Origin of the sequence: Paenibacillus sp. p3-SID1389, assembly GCF_025151705.1 — a bacterium.
GTDB lineage: Bacteria > Bacillota > Bacilli > Paenibacillales > Paenibacillaceae > Fontibacillus > Fontibacillus phoenicis.
The window spans coordinates 1-19156 of record NZ_JALXVO010000012.1; the positions used below are offsets into that span (position 1 = coordinate 1).

Annotated in this window: 19 protein-coding genes; 3 read left to right on the forward strand and 16 right to left on the reverse strand. The window is 55.5% G+C overall.

The features are described 5' to 3' along the window. The first annotated feature begins 209 nt into the window (after positions 1-209). A complete protein-coding gene (locus M3G15_RS07120) occupies positions 210-1130 on the forward strand; it encodes a transposase (RefSeq protein ID WP_260070480.1) in 921 nt (306 codons plus the stop codon). A gap of 435 nt (positions 1131-1565) precedes the next feature. Here M3G15_RS07120 and M3G15_RS07125 read toward each other — a convergent pair whose 3' ends face one another. The 8 genes from M3G15_RS07125 to M3G15_RS07160 form a co-directional block, all read right to left on the reverse strand. Next, entirely contained in the window at positions 1566-2132 is a 567-nt protein-coding gene (locus M3G15_RS07125; RefSeq protein WP_009223964.1) for a flavodoxin family protein, read from the reverse strand. 147 nt (positions 2133-2279) lie between these two features. Next, the gene (locus M3G15_RS07130; protein ID WP_397376596.1) at positions 2280-3995 is read right to left on the reverse strand and encodes an MGH1-like glycoside hydrolase domain-containing protein; all 1716 of its coding nucleotides are present in this window, start codon (positions 3993-3995) and stop codon (positions 2280-2282) included. A gap of 14 nt (positions 3996-4009) precedes the next feature. Then, positions 4010-4900, reverse strand: a complete 891-nt coding sequence (locus M3G15_RS07135) for a glycoside hydrolase family 43 protein (protein WP_260070481.1) — start codon at positions 4898-4900, stop codon at positions 4010-4012. Between the two features lie 46 nt (positions 4901-4946). Beyond that, positions 4947-5786 (reverse strand): carbohydrate ABC transporter permease, encoded by an 840-nt coding sequence (locus M3G15_RS07140; RefSeq protein WP_036644429.1) that lies wholly within the window; start codon positions 5784-5786, stop codon positions 4947-4949. Positions 5787-5791: 5 nt separating this feature from the next. Beyond that, the gene (locus M3G15_RS07145) at positions 5792-6742 is read right to left on the reverse strand and encodes a carbohydrate ABC transporter permease (RefSeq protein ID WP_009223960.1); all 951 of its coding nucleotides are present in this window, start codon (positions 6740-6742) and stop codon (positions 5792-5794) included. 83 nt (positions 6743-6825) lie between these two features. Further along, entirely contained in the window at positions 6826-8181 is a 1356-nt protein-coding gene (locus tag M3G15_RS07150; protein ID WP_260070482.1) for an ABC transporter substrate-binding protein, read from the reverse strand. Positions 8182-8284: 103 nt separating this feature from the next. Further along, positions 8285-9871, reverse strand: coding sequence for a response regulator transcription factor (locus M3G15_RS07155; RefSeq protein WP_028539833.1), 1587 nt, complete (start codon positions 9869-9871; stop codon positions 8285-8287). Beyond that, entirely contained in the window at positions 9864-11663 is a 1800-nt protein-coding gene (locus M3G15_RS07160; protein WP_260070483.1) for a cache domain-containing sensor histidine kinase, read from the reverse strand. The genes M3G15_RS07155 and M3G15_RS07160 overlap by 8 nt, the downstream gene beginning before the upstream one ends. A gap of 315 nt (positions 11664-11978) precedes the next feature. On the opposite strand from M3G15_RS07160, the gene M3G15_RS07165 reads away from it, so the two are divergent. Together M3G15_RS07165 and M3G15_RS07170 are read left to right on the forward strand one after the other, a co-directional pair. After that, the gene (locus M3G15_RS07165; RefSeq protein WP_260070484.1) at positions 11979-12203 is read left to right on the forward strand and encodes a PspC domain-containing protein; all 225 of its coding nucleotides are present in this window, start codon (positions 11979-11981) and stop codon (positions 12201-12203) included. A 46-nt stretch (positions 12204-12249) separates the two neighbouring features. Further along, positions 12250-12924 carry a PspA/IM30 family protein gene (locus M3G15_RS07170; RefSeq protein ID WP_009223954.1) on the forward strand — a complete coding sequence of 225 codons (675 nt, stop codon included), beginning with the start codon at positions 12250-12252 and terminating at the stop codon, positions 12922-12924. A gap of 104 nt (positions 12925-13028) precedes the next feature. Here M3G15_RS07170 and M3G15_RS07175 read toward each other — a convergent pair whose 3' ends face one another. From M3G15_RS07175 to M3G15_RS07210, 8 genes are all read right to left on the reverse strand, one after another. Next, positions 13029-13967, reverse strand: coding sequence for an SPFH domain-containing protein (locus tag M3G15_RS07175; RefSeq protein ID WP_260070485.1), 939 nt, complete (start codon positions 13965-13967; stop codon positions 13029-13031). After that, positions 13967-14401: an NfeD family protein gene (locus M3G15_RS07180; protein ID WP_260070486.1), complete on the reverse strand. Its 435-nt coding sequence runs from the start codon at positions 14399-14401 to the stop codon at positions 13967-13969. Before M3G15_RS07180 ends, M3G15_RS07175 begins: the two co-directional genes overlap by 1 nt. Before the next feature lie 148 nt (positions 14402-14549). Then, positions 14550-15254, reverse strand: coding sequence for a hypothetical protein (locus M3G15_RS07185; protein ID WP_260070487.1), 705 nt, complete (start codon positions 15252-15254; stop codon positions 14550-14552). Further along, a complete protein-coding gene (locus M3G15_RS07190; RefSeq protein ID WP_085170864.1) occupies positions 15251-15796 on the reverse strand; it encodes a hypothetical protein in 546 nt (181 codons plus the stop codon). Before M3G15_RS07190 ends, M3G15_RS07185 begins: the two co-directional genes overlap by 4 nt. Beyond that, positions 15793-16752, reverse strand: coding sequence for a type IV pilus biogenesis protein PilM (gene pilM, locus M3G15_RS07195; protein ID WP_260070488.1), 960 nt, complete (start codon positions 16750-16752; stop codon positions 15793-15795). The genes M3G15_RS07190 and pilM overlap by 4 nt, the downstream gene beginning before the upstream one ends. After that, the gene (locus M3G15_RS07200) at positions 16719-17396 is read right to left on the reverse strand and encodes a prepilin peptidase (protein WP_051417100.1); all 678 of its coding nucleotides are present in this window, start codon (positions 17394-17396) and stop codon (positions 16719-16721) included. The genes pilM and M3G15_RS07200 overlap by 34 nt, the downstream gene beginning before the upstream one ends. Positions 17397-17413: 17 nt before the next feature. Further along, on the reverse strand, positions 17414-17863 hold the full coding sequence (locus M3G15_RS07205; protein WP_009223947.1) for a prepilin-type N-terminal cleavage/methylation domain-containing protein: 450 nt from the start codon (positions 17861-17863) through the stop codon (positions 17414-17416). Between the two features lie 51 nt (positions 17864-17914). Continuing rightward, a complete protein-coding gene (locus tag M3G15_RS07210; protein ID WP_260070489.1) occupies positions 17915-19123 on the reverse strand; it encodes a type II secretion system F family protein in 1209 nt (402 codons plus the stop codon). Positions 19124-19156 lie beyond the last annotated feature (33 nt).

Sequence of the window (19156 nt, forward strand, 5' to 3'; positions counted from 1 at the left end):
ATATCCCCTTTGCTCAGAATTGGGAAATCCATGAACGGGATTGAAATGAGGTGGCCCGTGGAGCTGATCATTCCGATTTTTACGAAGATAAGATGGTTATCTGGGATTTTTTTCTTGATTAACGAACATATGTTTGATATAATGACAAAAAAAGAGAACGTACGTGCGTATTTAGTGAACTAGAGGAATTTGAATTGGAGGGATCGGACTTGGAATTAGGTATGAATCCGGAGCTTCAATCTATCAGCAGCCGTTTTCAAAGTGAGGCCGACTGCATCGAGGCGATCATCGCTATGAAGTGGCCAAACGGCTTCGTCTGCCCGCGCTGCGCTTTTACCGAATGGACCCGCGTGTCCTCCCGTCGCCTTCCTTTGTTTGAATGTGGAAGATGCAGCTATCAAGCCTCGCCTTTGGTTGGCACCATATTTGAAAGAACTCATCTGCCCCTGGTGAAGTGGTTTCAAGCCTTGGAGCTGTTCCTGCTTCCCGACGGCATCTCGGCGCTCCGTTTGAGTCAGGTAATCCAAGTTACCTACAAGACCGCTTGGCTCATGCTGCACAAAATCCGCCATAGCCTCAGCGAATGTGATGCCCGAAATCTGCTTTCTGGAGAGGTAAAGGTGAACCGCGATCAGTATGGAACGGATCCCAACCGTTTTCATCCAGTTTCTCAACCTTATGCCACCGCAGTCGTCGCCGGTTGCACGGTAACTGAGTCTGGTGAACCCGGGCGAGTGAAGATCCAACTGGTATCACATAAAAGAGGAAGCGAGCAATGGGCTACCCGGTGCGATCTCGTCGCGTTCATCAACAAACATGTAGACGTCCATACCTCAACCAAGCGGTGGTTCCCTTTCGTTTATCGGATGTATCTGCCCTTACGGAGAGTCGTGAGACAAGCAAGGGACTCGATCAGACGCACGTATGTCGCCTTGGGGTTAACACATTTGCAGGCGTATTTGAATGAGTACACCGTCCGCCGTCACCTGCGCATGTCCTGTTCCGAGGAAGAGATGCGCCAGAACCTGCTACAGATGTGCTTGTCCATTCCTGCGATCCCTTACCGCCAGTTAATCGCACGCCACCAGAACGCACGCCATCGGAAGCCGTTCCTTGCAACAGCGGCGTAAATTGAAACGCTCGGGGCATTAAACTTGTCTTTATAATCTGGACTTGAACTTCTTGTCCTCTTCAATCTGAATTTCACTTTCAATTCTGGACGATCTATTACTTCCTTTAACTTTTGTAACTTGCCTTCTTGCCTCAGCTTCAATCTGTCATATTGGTCATACTCCTAGGTCGTATTCCTAGGGCTATCTTAGGTTTTTTACGATTAAGTAAGGACTTAGCTCTCGACTGCTTCAAAGCAGGCTATTCTCCTCAGACAAAGCGCTTTTTCGTAACAACGATTTCTCTTTCTCTACTGCCTGATTCAACGGGATAATCATGAAAAAGAGGGCGGCTGCATAGGTTCCTACCTATCTTCGACAAAGGGAGCATAAGAAAAACGTGCCGCTGCAAATGCAACCGCACGTCGGTCTTCCATCTGTCTATGAAAGTAAAGATCAGGAACGATTCACCGCCAACGGCTCGGCTTTCCGCAGTTCGGCGTTTAGCGCCGCAGCCTCGCGGATCGCCCGGGCGTCCTTGAAGATCTCGCCCGGTCTGCTGGCTTTGCCGATCACATAACCGGCAAACGGTAACCCCACGAAATCAAACGTGTACTGCAGCTGTTGAATGAGCGGCAGCGCTTTGATCCGCGGATTATCGCCGCCGACCACGACGGCATAGGCTGTTTTGGCCGCCATCCGCTCTTTAAAGTTGAAACGGACATCGCGCAAGCTTTGTGACCAGCGATCGATGAAGTTCTTCATCAAGCCGGATGGCCCGTACCAATATACCGGCGTGGCGAAGATCAAAATATCATGCTCCAGCACCTGCAGGATCAGCTCGTCGTAATCATCGTCCACGGGATCGAAGCCGCCTTCGTCGTGCCGTTGATCGTGGATCGGTTTGATTTCTTTCTCCCGCAGGATGATATTCGTATAGGGTAACCCCTCTAAAACCAGCCGCGTCAGTTCCTCCGTGTTCCCTCCATTCCTTGCACTTCCCTGAATGACAGCAATGCGCATTCCCTGCACTCCCCTCCGAATTCTCAAGCGAAACTTCCCGAAGTTGCGCCTGCTTTACGCCTATTTATTGTTATGCGACAGGCATCTGAAATATATGCAATCTTCATAAGTTTATGGCGTTTTTTCGGGAAACGTGCAGGGGGTTGTCTAATGATACGTAGGTAGAACGACACCGGGACCTGCCAAAGCTTCAGCAGAAGCTGACTTTGGCCCTGATCCGGGACTAGAAACCGCGCTATCCCGATTCAATCGCCAAACCTCGTTCCCGCCGAGGTTTACCGGATAAGCTCGGCCCCCAAATTCCAGCAGACCCTCCACCGTCCGAACGCTCATCCCGATGAGCGCTTTAGGCTCACCGCGTCGATCGGTGACGAGACGGGTCCCGTAGGGAAACCGGCAGTACGGCTCCCCGTCCCGGTATACGGTGCTGCCTTCACGCGTATTGACCAGCTCGAATACCGTGCCGTCCACTTTCCGGGCATACGCGGTTTCCTCGGCCGGTACTTCCCCGTGATCCATCGGATAAGGCAGCAGCCCGGTGAACCACAGCTCTTCCTCCGGCGTCGGCAGGATGCCGCACAACCGCTCCACATAGTCGAGCAGACACAAAATCGCAGGGGAGTAGGTCTCGGTGAAGCCTTCCTCTCCCGTCCAAGGGCTGAGGCACTGGGCGAAACGCTCCATGCGGGCCATCGCCGACAGAATCGGCTGCAGTACCCAGGTTAGCTCCACATGCCGCCCGTGGTACTCAAACGCATGCGGAGCACGGATTAAGCTAAGGAAGTTTATCGTCCCCGCCCAGGTGTTGTAGGCCGACGACGGATCAAACCGCGGGTCGTCCATGGCAATCGAAGTGAAGGGATACTTGGCAAAAAACTTCCGCGTATTCAGCAAATATCGTCGCAGCGACGAAGCGAAAAATTCCCCGTCCCCCACCTCGCAAGCCAATACGCGCAGCAGCACGTCAGACTGGATGCGGACGAACTGTCCGCTCGCGTCCACGTCGTAGAAGAACCCGTCTTCCGCATCATAGCAATGCTTCATCAGGCTGGACAGGCTCGCCTCCGCTTTAGCTGCCCACTCCGGTCCTGCTGCCGCCCCCAGCTCCGCGGCGATGTCCGCCAAATAACGCCGCTGACAGTAGACGTTAGCCGTCAGATCCGGCGCCAAAAACGGCAGCACCGGCGAGTCCGGATCGTACCGGCGCGGGTCGCCCAGATGCGACGTATCCGGCACATGCCAGAAGCGCGGAGATAGATCATGCCCCGTATCGAACGTGCAAAACGCCTCCACGCAGCCCGTCCCCCGCGTATCACGGAAAGCGGCCAGCCAGGCGTCGTGCCGCTCCATGGCGCGGTACATCTTGTCCAGGAACTCCCGGTCCGCCCGGCCGTTCAGGCGGTAGTGGTTCCATACCGAGCGGGCCAGCGGCGTGACCATCTGGATTTGCCGGTATGCCGGTCCCGTGCCGGTCACCTTGTAGGGCATGAGGCCATCGGAGCGTTGGTAATCGGCAAACAAGGTGAAGGTCGCCTGCGCCACCGATGGCACAAAGCGGCTGAGCAGCTCGGCATTGATCGTGCCGGTGCTCTCCAGCCAAGTGCCGAGGTACACGCCGCCTTCATGCAGCACCGGCACGCCGCTTACCGACGGCACGATGCAATCGAGCAGCTTGCGCACGCCGGCGTAATAGACCCGCTCCAGCGGGCTCCCTTCGTTCGCCGCGAATTTGACGCCCGAAGCGGCAAACTCCTCCAGCACGGCTTGATCCGTGCTCTTACGCAAACCTTCTCCGCTTACAGCTGACGCAACCTCCATCTTGCGCAACCGCTCCAACACGCCCATCTCTCCCATTTCCCCCATCTGTCCCACCTCACCTATCTCTGCACTTCTTTCGGATGCGCGTATAATCGCCCGTCCTGCTCCGTCACCGGGATGAAGATCGGACGTTCATTGGGGCTGTCGTTTGGCGTATGAATCGCCAGTCGCAGCTCGCCCGCGAACGTGCGGAACACCATCCCGTGGCCGCCGTCCCGTTTATACAACGGCTCTGTGTCCTGCACCCACGGGCCGGTAATGTCTCCACCAGCTTGGCGAGCGCAGCCGATCGTGTAGCCGCCGTCGCTAAAGCTGGACCAGAGCAGCAGCAGCTCGCCGTTATCAGCGCGGTACAAGAAGGGGCCGTCCGTGACGTAATTGGCCCCGCCGCGAATCCCTTCGGCCCATGGTGCCTCCGAAGCCCGGAACAATAGCACAGGCTCAGACACCGCCCGGTCCAGCTCGCGGCTTAGACGCACCGCGCAAATCTCCCCATCCTGCACCTGTACCCATTCATGGCAGAACACCATCCAGGGCTCGCCCTGCGGGTCGACGTAAAATGTCCCGTCCAAGCACTCCCAATCGCGCGGCGTCAACGGCCCGTCCCCAAGCGGCTGGAACGGGCCCAGCGGGCTGTCCGCCACCAGCGTTTGCGTGCCCCGGCATCGGCCGTCTGCCTTGAAGGTGGCGAACATGTAGTAGCGCCCCTGCCACTCATGCACCTCCGGCGCCCAGTAGTTGAAGTCCGACCAGAAATCCGGCTCCGGGCGGAACGCCGGGTAAGGACCTTCCCATGCCGCCAAATCCGTGCTCACGTAAACGTCAAACCCGCGCGGTTTGCCCTTCCAGCACGTCTCTCCGATCGTGCCGTACATATAATATTTGCCTTCCGCCGGCATCGGCAGGAGGAACGGATCCCGAATATGGATGTCCGATAACGCCAAGGTCATAACCAATCCCTCCTAGAAGTCGTGTACAGTTCACCGTCCTGTCAGCTTACTTCAGCCCCGTCGTCGAGATTCCTTCGACGATATAACGCTGGAAGATCAGGAAGATCACGATGACCGGCGCAACCGCCACCGTCGACATCGCCATCAACGAGCCCCAGTTCGACGTGCTGGTGGAGTCAATTAACGAGCGCAAACCGATCATTACCGTAAACAGCTTAGGACTGTTCAGGTAAATCATTTGCCCAAAGAAGTCGTCCCACGTCCAGTAGAACGTAAAGATCGACGTTGTAATCACCGCCGGTACGCACAGCGGCATAATGATCCGCAAGTATATCTGCCAAGGTCCACAGCCGTCGATCCGGGCGCTTTCGTCCAATTCCATCGGTAACCCGCGAATAAACTGCACCATCAGCAGCACGAAAAACGCATCCAATGCAAAAAACTTCGGCACAACGAGCGGAAGAAACGTATTCACCCATCCAAACGTGTGGAACAGAATATATTGCGGAATGAGCGTCACTTGAAACGGCAGCATCAACGTCATCAGCATCATGCTGAACCAAAATTTCTGACCGGCAAAATTCAAACGCGCAAAGGCAAAGGCCGCCAGCGAGCAGGAGATCACGTTACCGATCACCGCCAGCGCCGCGATAATAAAGGAATTAATCAGGAAATGCCCAAACGAATAACCTTGAATCCCCCGCCAGCCGTTAACGTAATTGGAGAACGTGAAGGAATCCGGCCACAATCCCATGTCCGAGAAGATTTCCGCGTTTGGCTTGAACGAGCTGCTGATCATCCACAACACCGGATAAATCATGATCGTCCCGATCACGATCACCACCACGTGTCTCCACAGTTTGCTTAAGCTTAGCCTCAACACCATCGCTCTCAGCCCCTTTCGTCCTTGCCGTCGCCGTAATAAACCCAATACTTGGAGGAAGCGAACACGATCGCCGTAAAAATACCGATAATCACAAGCATCACCCAAGCCATAGCCGAGGCGTAACCCATATTAAAGTAAGAGAACCCCTTCAAATACAGGTACAGCGAGTAGAACATCGTCGAGTCGATCGGCCCGCCATGACCGTCCCCGATAATGTACCCGGAGGTAAACACCTGGAACGAGCTGATCATGTTCATCACCAGGTTAAACAGGATAACCGGCGACAACAGCGGCAGCGTGATCCGCAGAAACTGACGCGTCCGGCTGATGCCGTCCACCGCCGCAGCCTCGTAGATTTCCCCCGGGATCTGCTTCAGTCCCGCCAGGAAAATCACCATCGACGAGCCAAATTGCCAAACCGACAGCGCGACGATGGAATAAATAATGTAGCTCGGATTCGCCACCCAATCGGGGGCATCAATATGAAAAATCCCGAGGAACCGGTTAAACAACCCGTCACCGGAGAAGATTTTTTTCCAAACCACCGCAATCGCCACGCTCCCCCCTAACAACGAAGGGATGTAATAGACGGTCCGATATAGGCCAAGCAGCCGTAACCCTTTATTCAAAATAATCGCGACCGCCAGTGCGAACACCAACCGCAGAGGAACGGAGAGGAACACGTATTGAAATGTCAGCTTCAACGAATGGGTAAACGTGGCATCTCCCGTAAACATCTCCGTAAAATTCTGAAGCCCAATCCAAGCGGGCGCTTTCAACATGTTATAGTTCGTAAAGGACAAATACAGCGAAGCCAGAATCGGCCCAATCGCCATGCAAAAAAATCCAATCAACCAGGGCAGCAGAAACAAATAACCCGTCAAGTTCCGTTTCAGGGATCGACGTCGTTTTGGCTTTACCATCGTTTGGGTTGCCACACCTGTCACCGAATCCATAAGTAAACACCTCCGTAACCATCATTCCTTGGGTTCAGAAAAAGGGGAACCCAACGGATCCCCTCTTTCGTGTGACAGGCCGGTTAATTTGTCGTTGCACTTAAGTTTGCCTGTAAGATTTTTTGTCCCTGTGCATAAAAATCTTCTGCTGCCTTCGCGATGTCCATCCGTCCGAATGCCACGTTCTGGCTGGCTTTCAGCAGCTCTTGCTTAAACTCGTTGGAGCCCGGAACGTTGTACAACAGGTCGACATCATCCACCGCCACGATATCCAGGTAATCGTATACCACTTTATCCGTTTCGGAAGCCTCCGCCTTCAGTACGGCCCGCATCTCCGAGGAGACTGGCACGCCGCGGTTGTTGCCAAGGATTTTGGCTGCGTCCGGATCGTTCACCCAGAAGTCCATCAGCATCGCTACTTCCTTCGGATGCTTGGTATTGGCATAACCCACGATGTTCTGGCTCGATTGAACGGAGATCATGCTGCCATTTGGTCCCATCGGAACCGGGATGAGCGTCAGCTTATCCTGGGACATTTTTTGGAAATCAGCAAACTGGTTCGTCGGAATAAACTGCATCGCCACTTGGCCTTTCGTCACCAGGGACATGCTTGTATCGTCCGGATCGGCCGAAATTTGCAGCTCCGGCGTAACGATGCTGCCGGCTTTGCGCATGCCTTCCCAGAGCGTGAACCACTCGGCGACGTCCGCCGCCTCGAAGCCCAGCTTCTTCTCCGGCTCATTGTAGATCATCTTGTCCCGCTGAGTCAGATATACCCCAAACTGGTCCATCTCGCCGGAATAATCGTAAGAGCCGTAAATGTCTTTGCCGGTAGCCGCAATCTGTTCATTGATCTTGATAAAATCGTCCCAAGTCCATTCCTTCGTCGGCAAAGGAAGACCGGCTTTCTCAAACAGCGCCGTGTTCGCAAGAATCGCTGTCGAGTTCGCCCCAATCGAGATCCCCCGCAGCTTACCATCAAACGTATTCACGTTGATGAGCTGCGGCGAAATTTTGCTGGTATCGACTTCATTGCCGACGTACGGAGTGATATCCAGCAGTACATCCCGGGTGGCATATTCCAAGATATTGCTCCCTAACGTAAACAGGTCCGGGGCCGTCCCCGATGCCAGCTGCGTATTCAGCTTATCGAAATATCCGTCAAAAGGAGAGAACTCTGGGATCACCTTGATGTTCGGGTGTTTCTCCTCGAACTTCTTCAGCATGGCCGTGGTAATGTCAGCCCGGGTTTGGTCCCCCCACCACATGACGCGAAGCTCAACTTGCTCCTCGCTGGCGGCGCCTCCTGCCTCCGACGGCTGGTTCGTATTCCCCGTAGTTGCACTCCCGGCATTGTTGTTACCGGAGCCGCACGCCGAGACCAAGATGGCCGTAACAAGAAGCAAACTGGCCAACAACATCGCCTTCGTCTTCTTCATCTCTTCCTTCCCCCTTCATGAGAATGGTCTTGCTGATTAAATGGTAGCGCATACAAAAAAGGAGAAGAATCCAATTTCTTTGGGCGTTGGACTTTTACTTTTTTTAGATGTTCTTATCCTTCTGCCGGTACTCGGACGGACTGATGCCAAATACCTTCTTGAATTTCGTGCTGAAGTAGCTGGCATTGGAGAAGCCCGTCAGCTCCGCGATATCGCTTAAGGACAGCGGGGTTTCGTCAAGCAGCTGCACCGCTTTGTTCATGCGTACATCGGTCAGGTATTGGAGAAAGGATTTGCCGGTTTTTGTTTTAAACAGATCGGACAAATAAGACAGGTTATAGTGGTACTGCTCGGCGATTTGCGACAGGTTCAGATCGTTCATGTAATTCAGCTCGATCATTTCCTTCATCGCTTCCACGATGGAGGGCTCCTCCCTCGTGCTGTCCCCCTTCTTCAGCGAAAACAGCGGCTCCGCCAGCCCATACAGGAACCCGCAGGCTTTGGATACGGTGCCGAGCCCCCATACTCGCTCCGGATCCAACCAGATCTCGTCCTTCTCCCGCAGCGCAAGCCCCATGGCATCCGCTGCCGCTTCGATGGCCAAGCAGCATTGGAAAATCAGCTTGATAAACTGCGGGTGCGAGAAAGCCAGCGCGGCGGCGAGCTCCTCCTCCACCAGCTTCTCAAACGCTGCCTTGCGGCCGTCGGCCAAATGCCGCTGCAGCAGCTTCAGCTTGTCCTGGGCCGCCAGCTGTGCCGGATCCGCCAGGCCCCGCGTAGGCTCCGCTCCGGCTTGCTGCGTGTGCCGGCTCATATACCAGGCCAGCACGGAGGAAAGGTACCCCTCCCGCCATGCCTCCAGACCTTGCACGGGTTCGCCGGCCATCACCAGCGCCTTCTGTTTCAAATAGCTGCGGACAATATCAGCCACTTGGCTGGAGAAGCTTTGCACAGCGGCTGGATCGCCCGGCACGATGGCAAACAGCAAGTCGGGATGCTTCGCTTCCCGAAAGACCGGGATACCGGGAGCAGAACCGGTTGTACCCGCCAGCTCGCGGCAAAGCAGCTCAAACGGCAGACGCAGGCCGGATTCCTCCGGCGCTTCTTCCGGTGCCGGCGGTAACCCGATCGCCACAAAACGCACCGGTTGCTCCGCCAGTTCATTTAAGCCAAACAACCGAACCCGTTCCGGCCACAGGTGGCTGCTGCCTGGATAAGCTCGGATCACGCTCTGAATAAATTGCTCCTTCATTTCCTCCAGGTAGCGGGACAGCTTCCATTCCGCCAGCTTCCGCTCCGCCTGCGCCGAGCGCTCCCGGTCCAGCTCAGAAGCGACCCTGCCCAAGGCTCCGGCCAGTTCGCTCCGCGTCACCGGCTTGAGCAGCAGGTCGCTGGCGCGATTTTTGATCGCCGCATGGGCGTACTGAAAATCGTCATATCCCGTCAGCACGATCAGACGAATATCCGGATATTGCCGGGAACAGCTTTCGAGCAGCTCCACCCCGTCCATGATCGGCATGCGCATATCGGTAATGATAATGTCGCAGTCCCCGGTCTGAAGCCACTCCAGCGCCTCCTGACCATTCCCCGCTTCCCCGGCGATCTGGAGGCCCAGCTGCTGCCAATCGATTTTTAGCCTTAGTCCTTGACGAATCTCCCGTTCATCATCAACCAGCAGCACGTTATACATCCGCATTTCCCTCCCCTATCGGCAAACTCAGTGTGATCGTCGTCCCTTCCCCGGGCGCCGATTGAATCGAAAACGCAAAGCCAGCTCCATAATAAAGCGCACACCGAGCCAAAATATTCCGCAAGCCGATCTGTCTCCCGCCGGTGCTTAATACCTGCTCCAGTTGGGAATGCTGGTACTCCTCGTTCAGCTGCCGCACCAAGTCCGGCTCCATGCCAACTCCGTTGTCGGCCACCTGCAAGAGCAACCGTTGATCCTCCTCCCAAATCCGGATGCGCACAACGGCAACGTCGTTTTTGACCTGACTGTATTTCACGGCATTTTCCACAAGCGGCTGCAAAATAAACTTCACGATATACACCGGACGGTCCGGCACCGCGTTCTCCAGCGTCAAATCCAGCTGTTCCGCAAACCGATGGTGCAGAATCGCAGCGAAAGATTCGGTATACGTCACTTCGTCACGCAACGGGATCAGATCGCTTTTGGCATTCAGCGAGAAGCGCAGCATTTTGCCTAGCGATTCGATAACGTCAACTGCATCATCCGTTCGACTCTGGATCACCAGACTGCTGAGTAACTCCAACGTGTTAAACAAAAAATGCGGATTAATCTGCATCAGCAGCGCCCGATATTCCGCCTGTTGCCGGCGCAGCTTCAATTCAAACTCGCTTTTCAAATGGGCGCGCAGCCGTACAATCATGTTACGGAACGTGGCCGTCACGAACCCGACCTCATGGTTCACCTGCTGCCGCTCAGGAATACGCTGCTCCGCCTGGGCGAACTCCCCGCGCTGGACAAGCCGCATCGCTGCCACCAAGCCGCCCAGCGGTTTGGTAATGCTGTAGGAAATCCAGACGGCCGCAAGGACAGCGAACACCAACAGTGTCCCGGTCGCCACCAAAATCCCTGATTTCAGATTGATCAGGTTGGCCAGCAGTTCATTTTCCGAGACCGCCCCAACGAGCATCCAATCGTTAAATTGCAGTTTTTTATAGACGTAGATCATGTCCTCGCCCTGAGGTTTGGCATAAAATACGCCTTCCCGCGGCCCCCGCTCCCGGATCTCCCCCAGCTTGTTCAGGACCGGTTCGCTGAAATCTGATAACGGCTGGCCTAACAGCGGTTCACCTTCGCCGCTAAGCAAAAAAATCGTACCATGGGTTCCGAGATGCACCTGGCTGAGCGGGTCCTTGAAGTATTCAGCGCGAACGTTCACCTTCATGATGGCGGTAGCTTGGGAAACGCTGAACGTCCCGATCGGGATCAGGAAGCTGATGACCTCATGCTCCTTCAAACGTACCGGTTCAAACGGATCCACCGCCGCCGGGGCCCAATGCTGCTCAGACTCGTAAAAATTTCGATACCAGTCCGTCTCCAAAAACGACGGGTCCTGCAAGATCCGGTTGTCCAGACCGACATACAGCCCGTCTTTGCGATAAATCGAGGCGGTGGCGATGATGGAATAGTTGTTCACCGTCCGCGTCAAAAATTTGCTGAGCTGGATATTTTTCAGCATCTTCTGCCCTTCGGACTGCGTGGGATCGGAGACGAATTCGCTCCAGTCGTTCGTGATGTCACTGTTATAGATCACTGAGGAGAAATCGTAGATTTGGCCAATCGTGGAGTTGATGAGTGCGGTGTAGGCCGTCATTTTTTCCAATGTCGCCGTTTCGCTGTCAGAGCGCAAGATCGCGCTGGACTTGTTATAGCTGATCAGGAACATGACGCAGAAGGAAATGACCAATAAGACGACAAATACGGCAATCAGCCGATTGCGTAGCGAAAAAAACATCGGCGCCCCTCCCTTATGCACAACACTATAACGAAAACGTCCATTTCCCGCAATAAGCGCTTACATAGGCGTGACGTCAAGCTTTTTTTCATTTCACTTGCCAGAATCCCTCCCGCGCTCAAGCCCCTGCCCCGACTTCCAGACGAGGAACCGGCCCGACCAAGGTCCAGTTCACAAACCGTCCCCAGCCCGTTATGCCCTGCCGCCATTCCCGGTAGAATGAAGACATGAACAACGGATAACACATTCGTTCAATCGAGACTCAGTCCCCATGATCCTATTGACTTAAAAATAAATGAAAGCGAGTGGTTGACCATGAGAAAACTGTATCGTTCGGCAACGGATAAGCAACTGAGCGGCCTGTGCGGCGGGCTCGCCCAATGGCTTGGGGTTGACTCCACGGTCGTGCGGCTGATCGCCGTCGTGGCGGTATTCTTCAGCTTTGGCACCGTCGTAGCCCTGTACCTGATCGCAAGCCTCATCGTTCCCAAGGAACCGATCGGCAGCTACAGCTACGATGATCCGTTTTCCCCGTTTTGATCTGTGAAAGTTCCCAAACTCTATTAACCCTAAAGGAGAGATTCCAATGAGCAGCGTATTTGATCGTATCGCCAATCTGGCCAAGGCTTCCATTCATGAAGTGTTAAACAAACTGGAGGATCCGGTCCTGATGACCGGCCAATACTTACGCAACCTGGAGGACGACATCGCCGCCGCTGAGAAATTGTTGAAGGAGCAGCAAATGACCGCGACCGTTCAGGAGCGAAAAAGCGCAGATATCGCGCATCTGGCCAAGCAAAGTGAAATTCGGGCTTTGACCGCTCTGGAGCAAGGCGATGAAGTGACGGCGCGCCATGCGGCTGCGGAGAAAATCCGTTACGAGGAGCAAGCGCAGCTGTACGCCAAAGAAGCGCAGGAGGCCCGTGACCGCGTCGCTGAGCTGGAGATTCGCATCGCGGAAGGCAAAGCGGAGTTTGCCCGCTTGAAGGAGAAACGTAACGAGCTCGCAGCCCGTGCCCGCAAGGTACAAGTCAAAGCCGAGACCGAACGGCCGAACTTCAGCCGCGGCATCGAAAGCGGCGCAGCCGCGCGGGGCTTCGAGCGCATGGAGGAGAAGATCCTGAGCTGGGAAGCTCAGCAAGAAGTCTCCGCCAGCTACGGGAGAACGGCCGGTGTCGCGGATGCAGGCACAACCCAGTCCGCCGCCGTCAACGAAGAGCTGGAACGTCTGAAGGCGCAATTGTCGAACCGGCATTCCTGAGCCGTTCATATATAGAGGAACCGCCCGAGAGAGCGCCGATCGAGTTAAGCATGAAAAAGAGCCCGGCAAGAACAATCTCTTGCCGGGCTTCTTCATTTGAAAGCTTATGATTTGCCGTCCTTGCCAGCTTTGAACACTTCGCCGATCGCGCCGAGGCTTCCCAGCGTTTCGATCGCATTCGATGGGAGAAATACCTTGTTGGCCGGTCCCTTGGCCACTTCCTTCAACGCTTCGAAGGACTGGTACGCCAGGACGGCTTCGGTTAAAGCAGCGTCGCGCAGCATTTCGATCCGCGTCTTTTCGGCGGCGGCAATCGACTCGATCGCTTTTGCTTGACCCAGCGCCTCCAGCTCCTGGGCTTGGCGGAAGCCTTCGGCTTCGCGAATACGCGCTTCCTTGTCGCCTTCCGCTTTCAGAATCTTACTTTGCTTGTCACCTTCCGCACGCAAGATCATATCCTGCTTGGCGGCTTCGGCCTCAAGCACGATGGCCCGTTTGTTCCGCTCGGCCTTCATTTGTTTGTCCATCGCTTCTTGGATATCGACCGGCGGCCGGATGTCGAGGACTTCTACCCGTTCGATCCGCACGCCCCACTTCTCGGTCGCTTCATCAAGCGCCGTCCGGATATCGGTTGAAATCTTCTCCCGACCGGACAACGTTTCGTCCAGTTCCATTTTACCGATGATCTGACGCAGCGTAGCTGTTGTAATGTTACGCACCCCGTACACAAAATCAGAAATGCCGTACGTTGCTTGTTCCGGATTTACAACCTGATAGAAAATAATCGTGTCGATCTGCACCTGTACGTTATCTTTGGTGATGACGGTTTGCGGCGGCACATTCGTCTGTTGAATCCGCAAATCGTGATACGTCCGCACCTGGTCGATGATCGGGATCAGGACGTTCAGACCCGGCGTCAGCAAACGGTTAAATTTACCGAGCCGTTCAACGACACCCACCCGTTGCTGCGGTACGATTTTGACTGTCAGTGAGACAAATACGACAACAACGACCACAATGACCGCAATAATTGCCCATTGCATTAAGTAATTTCCTCCCATCTTTCTACTTCGATAATTGTACTGCTTCGCGCCAGCACCCGAACCTTCTCATCCCTGCCGATCGGGACGGAGGCCTTCGCGCTCCACGAATCTCCCCCAACCTTCACGATGCCGTATTGACCGGGTTCAATCGGTTCCACAACGACGCCTTGCTTCCCTACCAGTTCGGTACCGATGTCCTTAAACCCTTTTGCCTTGCGAAATTTTCTGGAAAGCGGCTTCGTAAACACCGTCAGGACGACAGCGACCAGACAGCCCAAAGCAACCTGCCAGAAATAAGCTTCGGGGGCCACCCAAGCTACGACTACCGCAACCAACGCGCCGATGCAGAGCCATAGCAGGTAAAAAGTCATCGTCATCATCTCAAGTACCAATAAGATTCCGGCGACGATGAGCCAAATCGCCCACATTTCCATCCCCCTGTTGCACCACCTTTCAGCATTATAGTTATTTATACGGGAAACATACCAAAAAGTATCAAGGAATCGCTGGAAATAGAAAAAAAGCACCCCAGCACACCGCCGGAATGCTTAATTCAAACGTAAAGAGCTCTGATTTCCTGAGTTACCGGTACAATGCCAACAGCCGGAACGCCGCCGTTTTGCTCTCCACCTCTTCTTCTCTTCCATATTCAAAGGAGTCGACGATATAGAGTCGGTCGGCTTTCTGCAGAGCCGCGGCGAAGTTTTTGACTTCCGCCAAGCTCCCCCGGAGCTGAAGCTGCAGCGACATCACGGTGAACCCCGCCGTACTGAGTTCCGCTTCATTTAACAATCCGGAAGCCCCCAATGCAGAAGGAACGCCGTCTGTCGACGATGAACCTGCGGGCAGACTGTTCAAAATGGACACACTTCCGTCCAGAGACAAGGAATTGTCTACGGCCGCAGCATCAGCGGAAACCGCAAAGGACCCGCCGCTTTCCGGCCCTTCGAAGACAACCTCCCGAATCTGTACGCCGGAGGACTTGGCCGCTCGTTCCAGGTCTAGCAAAATCCCTTCCCGGTCGGGCTCCTCCGGTACCGCTGCCTCCCGCTTGGCCGTATCGGCCAAAGCGTCCGATGCTGCTGTATCTGCCCGTTTGGCCTCAACAATCGCCTGTGTTTTTTGCAGAAATAATTGTTTGGCTTCGTGGTCGGACGCCAGGTTCGCCGATTTCTCCATCTCCGGCCGGTATCCGAAGAAATAAAACGATCCCGCCGCTAGCAGCACTAGCGCAGCAACCAGCATCCAGCGGGCTCCGGCCGATCCGGAGCGATGTTCCGTATTCATTCGCCTTCACCTGCCTGTTCCGCCGTTCCCGTTCCCGGCTTCAGCTCAAATGTGCCGATATACCCCCGCCCCGGCAGCTCTTTCACCGATTGAATCAGCTCGCCGCTTAGTTCCGGCTGTTTACGCAGCGCGGTGGAATAGGCACTAGCTTCACTTAAGCTGGCGAATCGGCACGTCCAAGTGAGTACGGTCTCTTGAAAGCGTACCGTTTCCAACGTGCCCCCAGCGGGAAGCGGGGCTTCCAGGCTGGTGATGAGCGCCTTCACATCCGGCCGCTGTCCGCTTAGCTTCTCGATCAACTCGATGCCCGCCGCTCCGATTCCCGCAGTCCCCAAGCTTTGCAGTTCGCTTTGCAACTCCGCCTGCTGCCGTTCCGTTTCGGCGATTCTCGTAGTTAATTCAGCAGCCGTCTCGTGAACGCCCCAAAAGGCATACCCAAAGTAAGCGCAAAGCCCAAGCCCGGCGAGCAGCAACAAGAGCGGGAGAAGGACTCCAGAGGAAGCCGGACGCGGCTTGGGAGGGAGCAAATTGATATCGATCATCGGCCTTCCGCTCCCTTCATGGCGAGGCCAAGGGCAATCGCATAGCTGCCTTGGTCGGCGATTTCCTGTCCAGCAAAATACGGGGACAAGTCCACTTCGGACACGCTCACCTGATCAAAAGCCGCCGACAGCTGGCGCACGATCTCCGGCTTGTCCGGCGCGGCGCCGGCAATCACGATGCCTTGCACGCGTTCATGCCCTTCATGTAGCGTATACTCATAGAAATTCATGATCCGGGTCACCGAGGAGACGATCTCCCCATACCGCCACGTATTCAGCTTGTCCCCGGACATCGGCTCCAAGGGAAACGTGCGCACGAAATCAGGCAACCCCTGGTGGTAGGTATAGACCTCCGCTTCTTTGGCTTTGAAATTAATCGCCATCACATTGCCGGATTCCCCTAGCAGGCGCTGCTGCCGAAGGATGCGCGACAGCGCAGTGGCCGCCAAATCGACCGCTTCCAGACGAAGTCCAGCTTGTTCCAGTGAAGACACCATCTCTTGAATGATCGGACGCGGCACGGCGGCCACAAACGTGAGCAGCGCCTCCCCCTCCTCGCGCTCCTCGATCCAATGGTAGTCAATCACCGGATCCTCAAACGGCAGGCGAATGCTGCCTTCGATCTCCAGTTCGGTCACGCGGCGTTGCTGCCTTTTGCTCACCTTCGGGACCTGGAGCAAGCGGATAAACGATTGGGAGGTGGGCGCCGCTAGACGAACTTTCTTCCCGGCTAGTCCCCGGCGGTTCGCCCAGCGCTTCACCATCTCGGTGAAGCCGGACACGTCGGGAACCCCGTCCTCGTTCAGTTCGGCATCCACCGGCAGCAAGCCGGCCCGTTCTACGATGCCACGTTTGGCGTCAAATTTGACGAAACGGATTCCATCCTCATCGATCGTAATCCCAATGTGGGCCGACCGCCGGTTTAGTAAAAAGGAATGACGTTTTGCAGATACCAATGGATGATCTCCTTTCCATACATGTAAACCACCAAGGTGCCGATTGCCAAAAAGGGACCAAACGCCAGCGTCTGGCCGCGTCTTCTGCGGCCCCACGCCAGCTGCAGCAGTCCGGCGGCCGCGCCGGCTGCGCTGGCCAGAAACAAGGCCAGAAGCACGCCGGGAAAGCCGACGACCCAGCCAAAGACGGTCAGCAGCTTCACGTCGCCCATCCCCATCCCTTTCCCGGAGGTGAGGAGGGCGATCAGCAGCAGCAGACCGCCGCCGCCAAGCGCGCCCAGCGCTTGGCTCCACAACGGCACGCCGCCCGCCAGCGGGGCGGCGACGAGCAGCACGGCGCCGAAGCCTAGGACGGCGCCGTTGGGGATAATATGCGCGGTCAGGTCAGTGACCGCGCACAGCACGGCCAGCGCGCTCAGCAGCAGGCCGAGCGCCCATGCGCCCGATGCACCGAATTGCAGGTGCATCAGCGCGAACAGCGCCGCCGTCCCAAGGGCGGCGGCCGCTTCGCCCGCTGCCGGGCCTGCGGCTTGGCTGCTGCTTGCGCGCAGCAGCCCGCGCTTCGCCACCAGCCGGCGCCCGTACCACGCCAGGACCGGCCCCAGGGCCAGCCCACCGGCAACATTCAGCGCCGTCAGGATCATATTCGCGTCCATCCGCTTCAGTCTGTAGAAGAAGCAAGCTTCTTACCTGCTTTTAATTCAGAGGTTTTAAAACTGACGCTATCACTGCCGATGATCAACGTGACTACAGCATTCTCCGTATTCCAATTGTCCAGATTTACGGAAGTATTGTCGCCTAATGCCGCCCCGGTTTTGGGATCTGTAATTCCGCTCTGGATGTATTTTTCACTAACCAAGTCGGACAGCTTATGCGTCCCTGTAACTTCCCCGTTGTTTTTCGTAATCGATCTTAATCTCGCCGCTTCATACAGCTGGTTTGCCGTTGCTGTTCTGGCATTCTCCTTCGTATCGTTCAACAACCCGGAAATCAAAGGCACCGCGATTGCAGCGATCACCCCGATAATGACGATAACGGCCAGCAACTCGACGAGCGTAATCCCCTTCTCTTCCTTGCGCAATCGTTGAATCCGTTGGATAAGTGCTGTCATAATAATTAACCTCCTAAAATAATTTGCTTCACTTCGTGAGCTCAACCCAATTCAGCTGATACTTTGATAAATACTAAGCATCGGGATCATTACCGAAGCAATGATAAAGCCAACCACGCCAGCCAGCAGCAAAATCATCGCCGGCTCGATCAGCTGCTTCAGCTTGTCCACCGTGTTCTCAACGTCCCGTTCATAAAAATCGGCCACCTTGCCCAGCATCGCATCGATCGAACCGGTCTCCTCACCAACCCGAATCATCTGGGTGACCAGCGGCGGAAACACCCACGACTGGCGCAGCGGCTCTGACAGCGGCCGTCCTTGGCGCAGCGATGCCTGGCATTCCTGCAGCGTCGCTCCGATCACCCTGTTGCCGACGGCCTTCTCTACGATCGCCAAGGCTTGAAGCACCGGCACCGCGCTGGCAAACAACGAAGACAACGTCCGCGTCATCTGGGCGATCGCGCTTTTCCGATTGAGCATCCCGAACACGGGGACTTTGAGCTTGATATAATCCCAAGCATACGCCCCTCGCTCCCACTTCAAGAGCAGGTAGACCACAGCAACCGCCGCCAAAGCGGCCAGCAGCCATACGATCCAATGCTGTTCCACACTGCGGCTGAGGGTAAGCGTAAACCTCGTAATCGCGGGCAAATCACCGCCTAATTCAGCGAACATCGCTTGAAAGCGGGGAATCATAAATTTCAACAGGAAGATAATCACAAACACGGCCATCACGCTGACGATCAGCGGATAGGTCATCGCGGACTTCACTTTCTCCCGCGTGACATGCGCTTTTTCAAAATACACCGCAAGCCGCTCCAGCGTCTCTTCCATGCTGCCTGCCTCTTCCCCTGCGCGAACCATATGTACAAAGATCGATGGAAAAATCCGCGGGTACGCCGCGACCGCCCCGGAGAGCGTATTGCCCTTACGGAGCTCGGCGGTTACTTCAGCCAGCGTCTTCTTCAGCGGTTTGCTTTCCAATTGCTCCGCTAAGATCGCGGTCGCCTCCACGATCGAGATTCCCGCCTTAATCATCGTGGCAAACTGCCGGCAAAACACGACGAACTGCTCGTTCTTCACCGGGCTGCCCAGGTAAAACTCTTTATTCCACACCGTCTCGCGCTGCTCACGCAGACCCGTTACTACGATTTGCTGCCTCTTGAGTTCGGCAAGCGCGGTTGGCCGATCCGGGGCTTGCAGAGCCCCTTTGCATCGCTTCCCCACCACATCCTTGCCCTGATATACGTACTGGGGCATCTTCCATCTGTCCTTCCGCTTCACACATCTGCT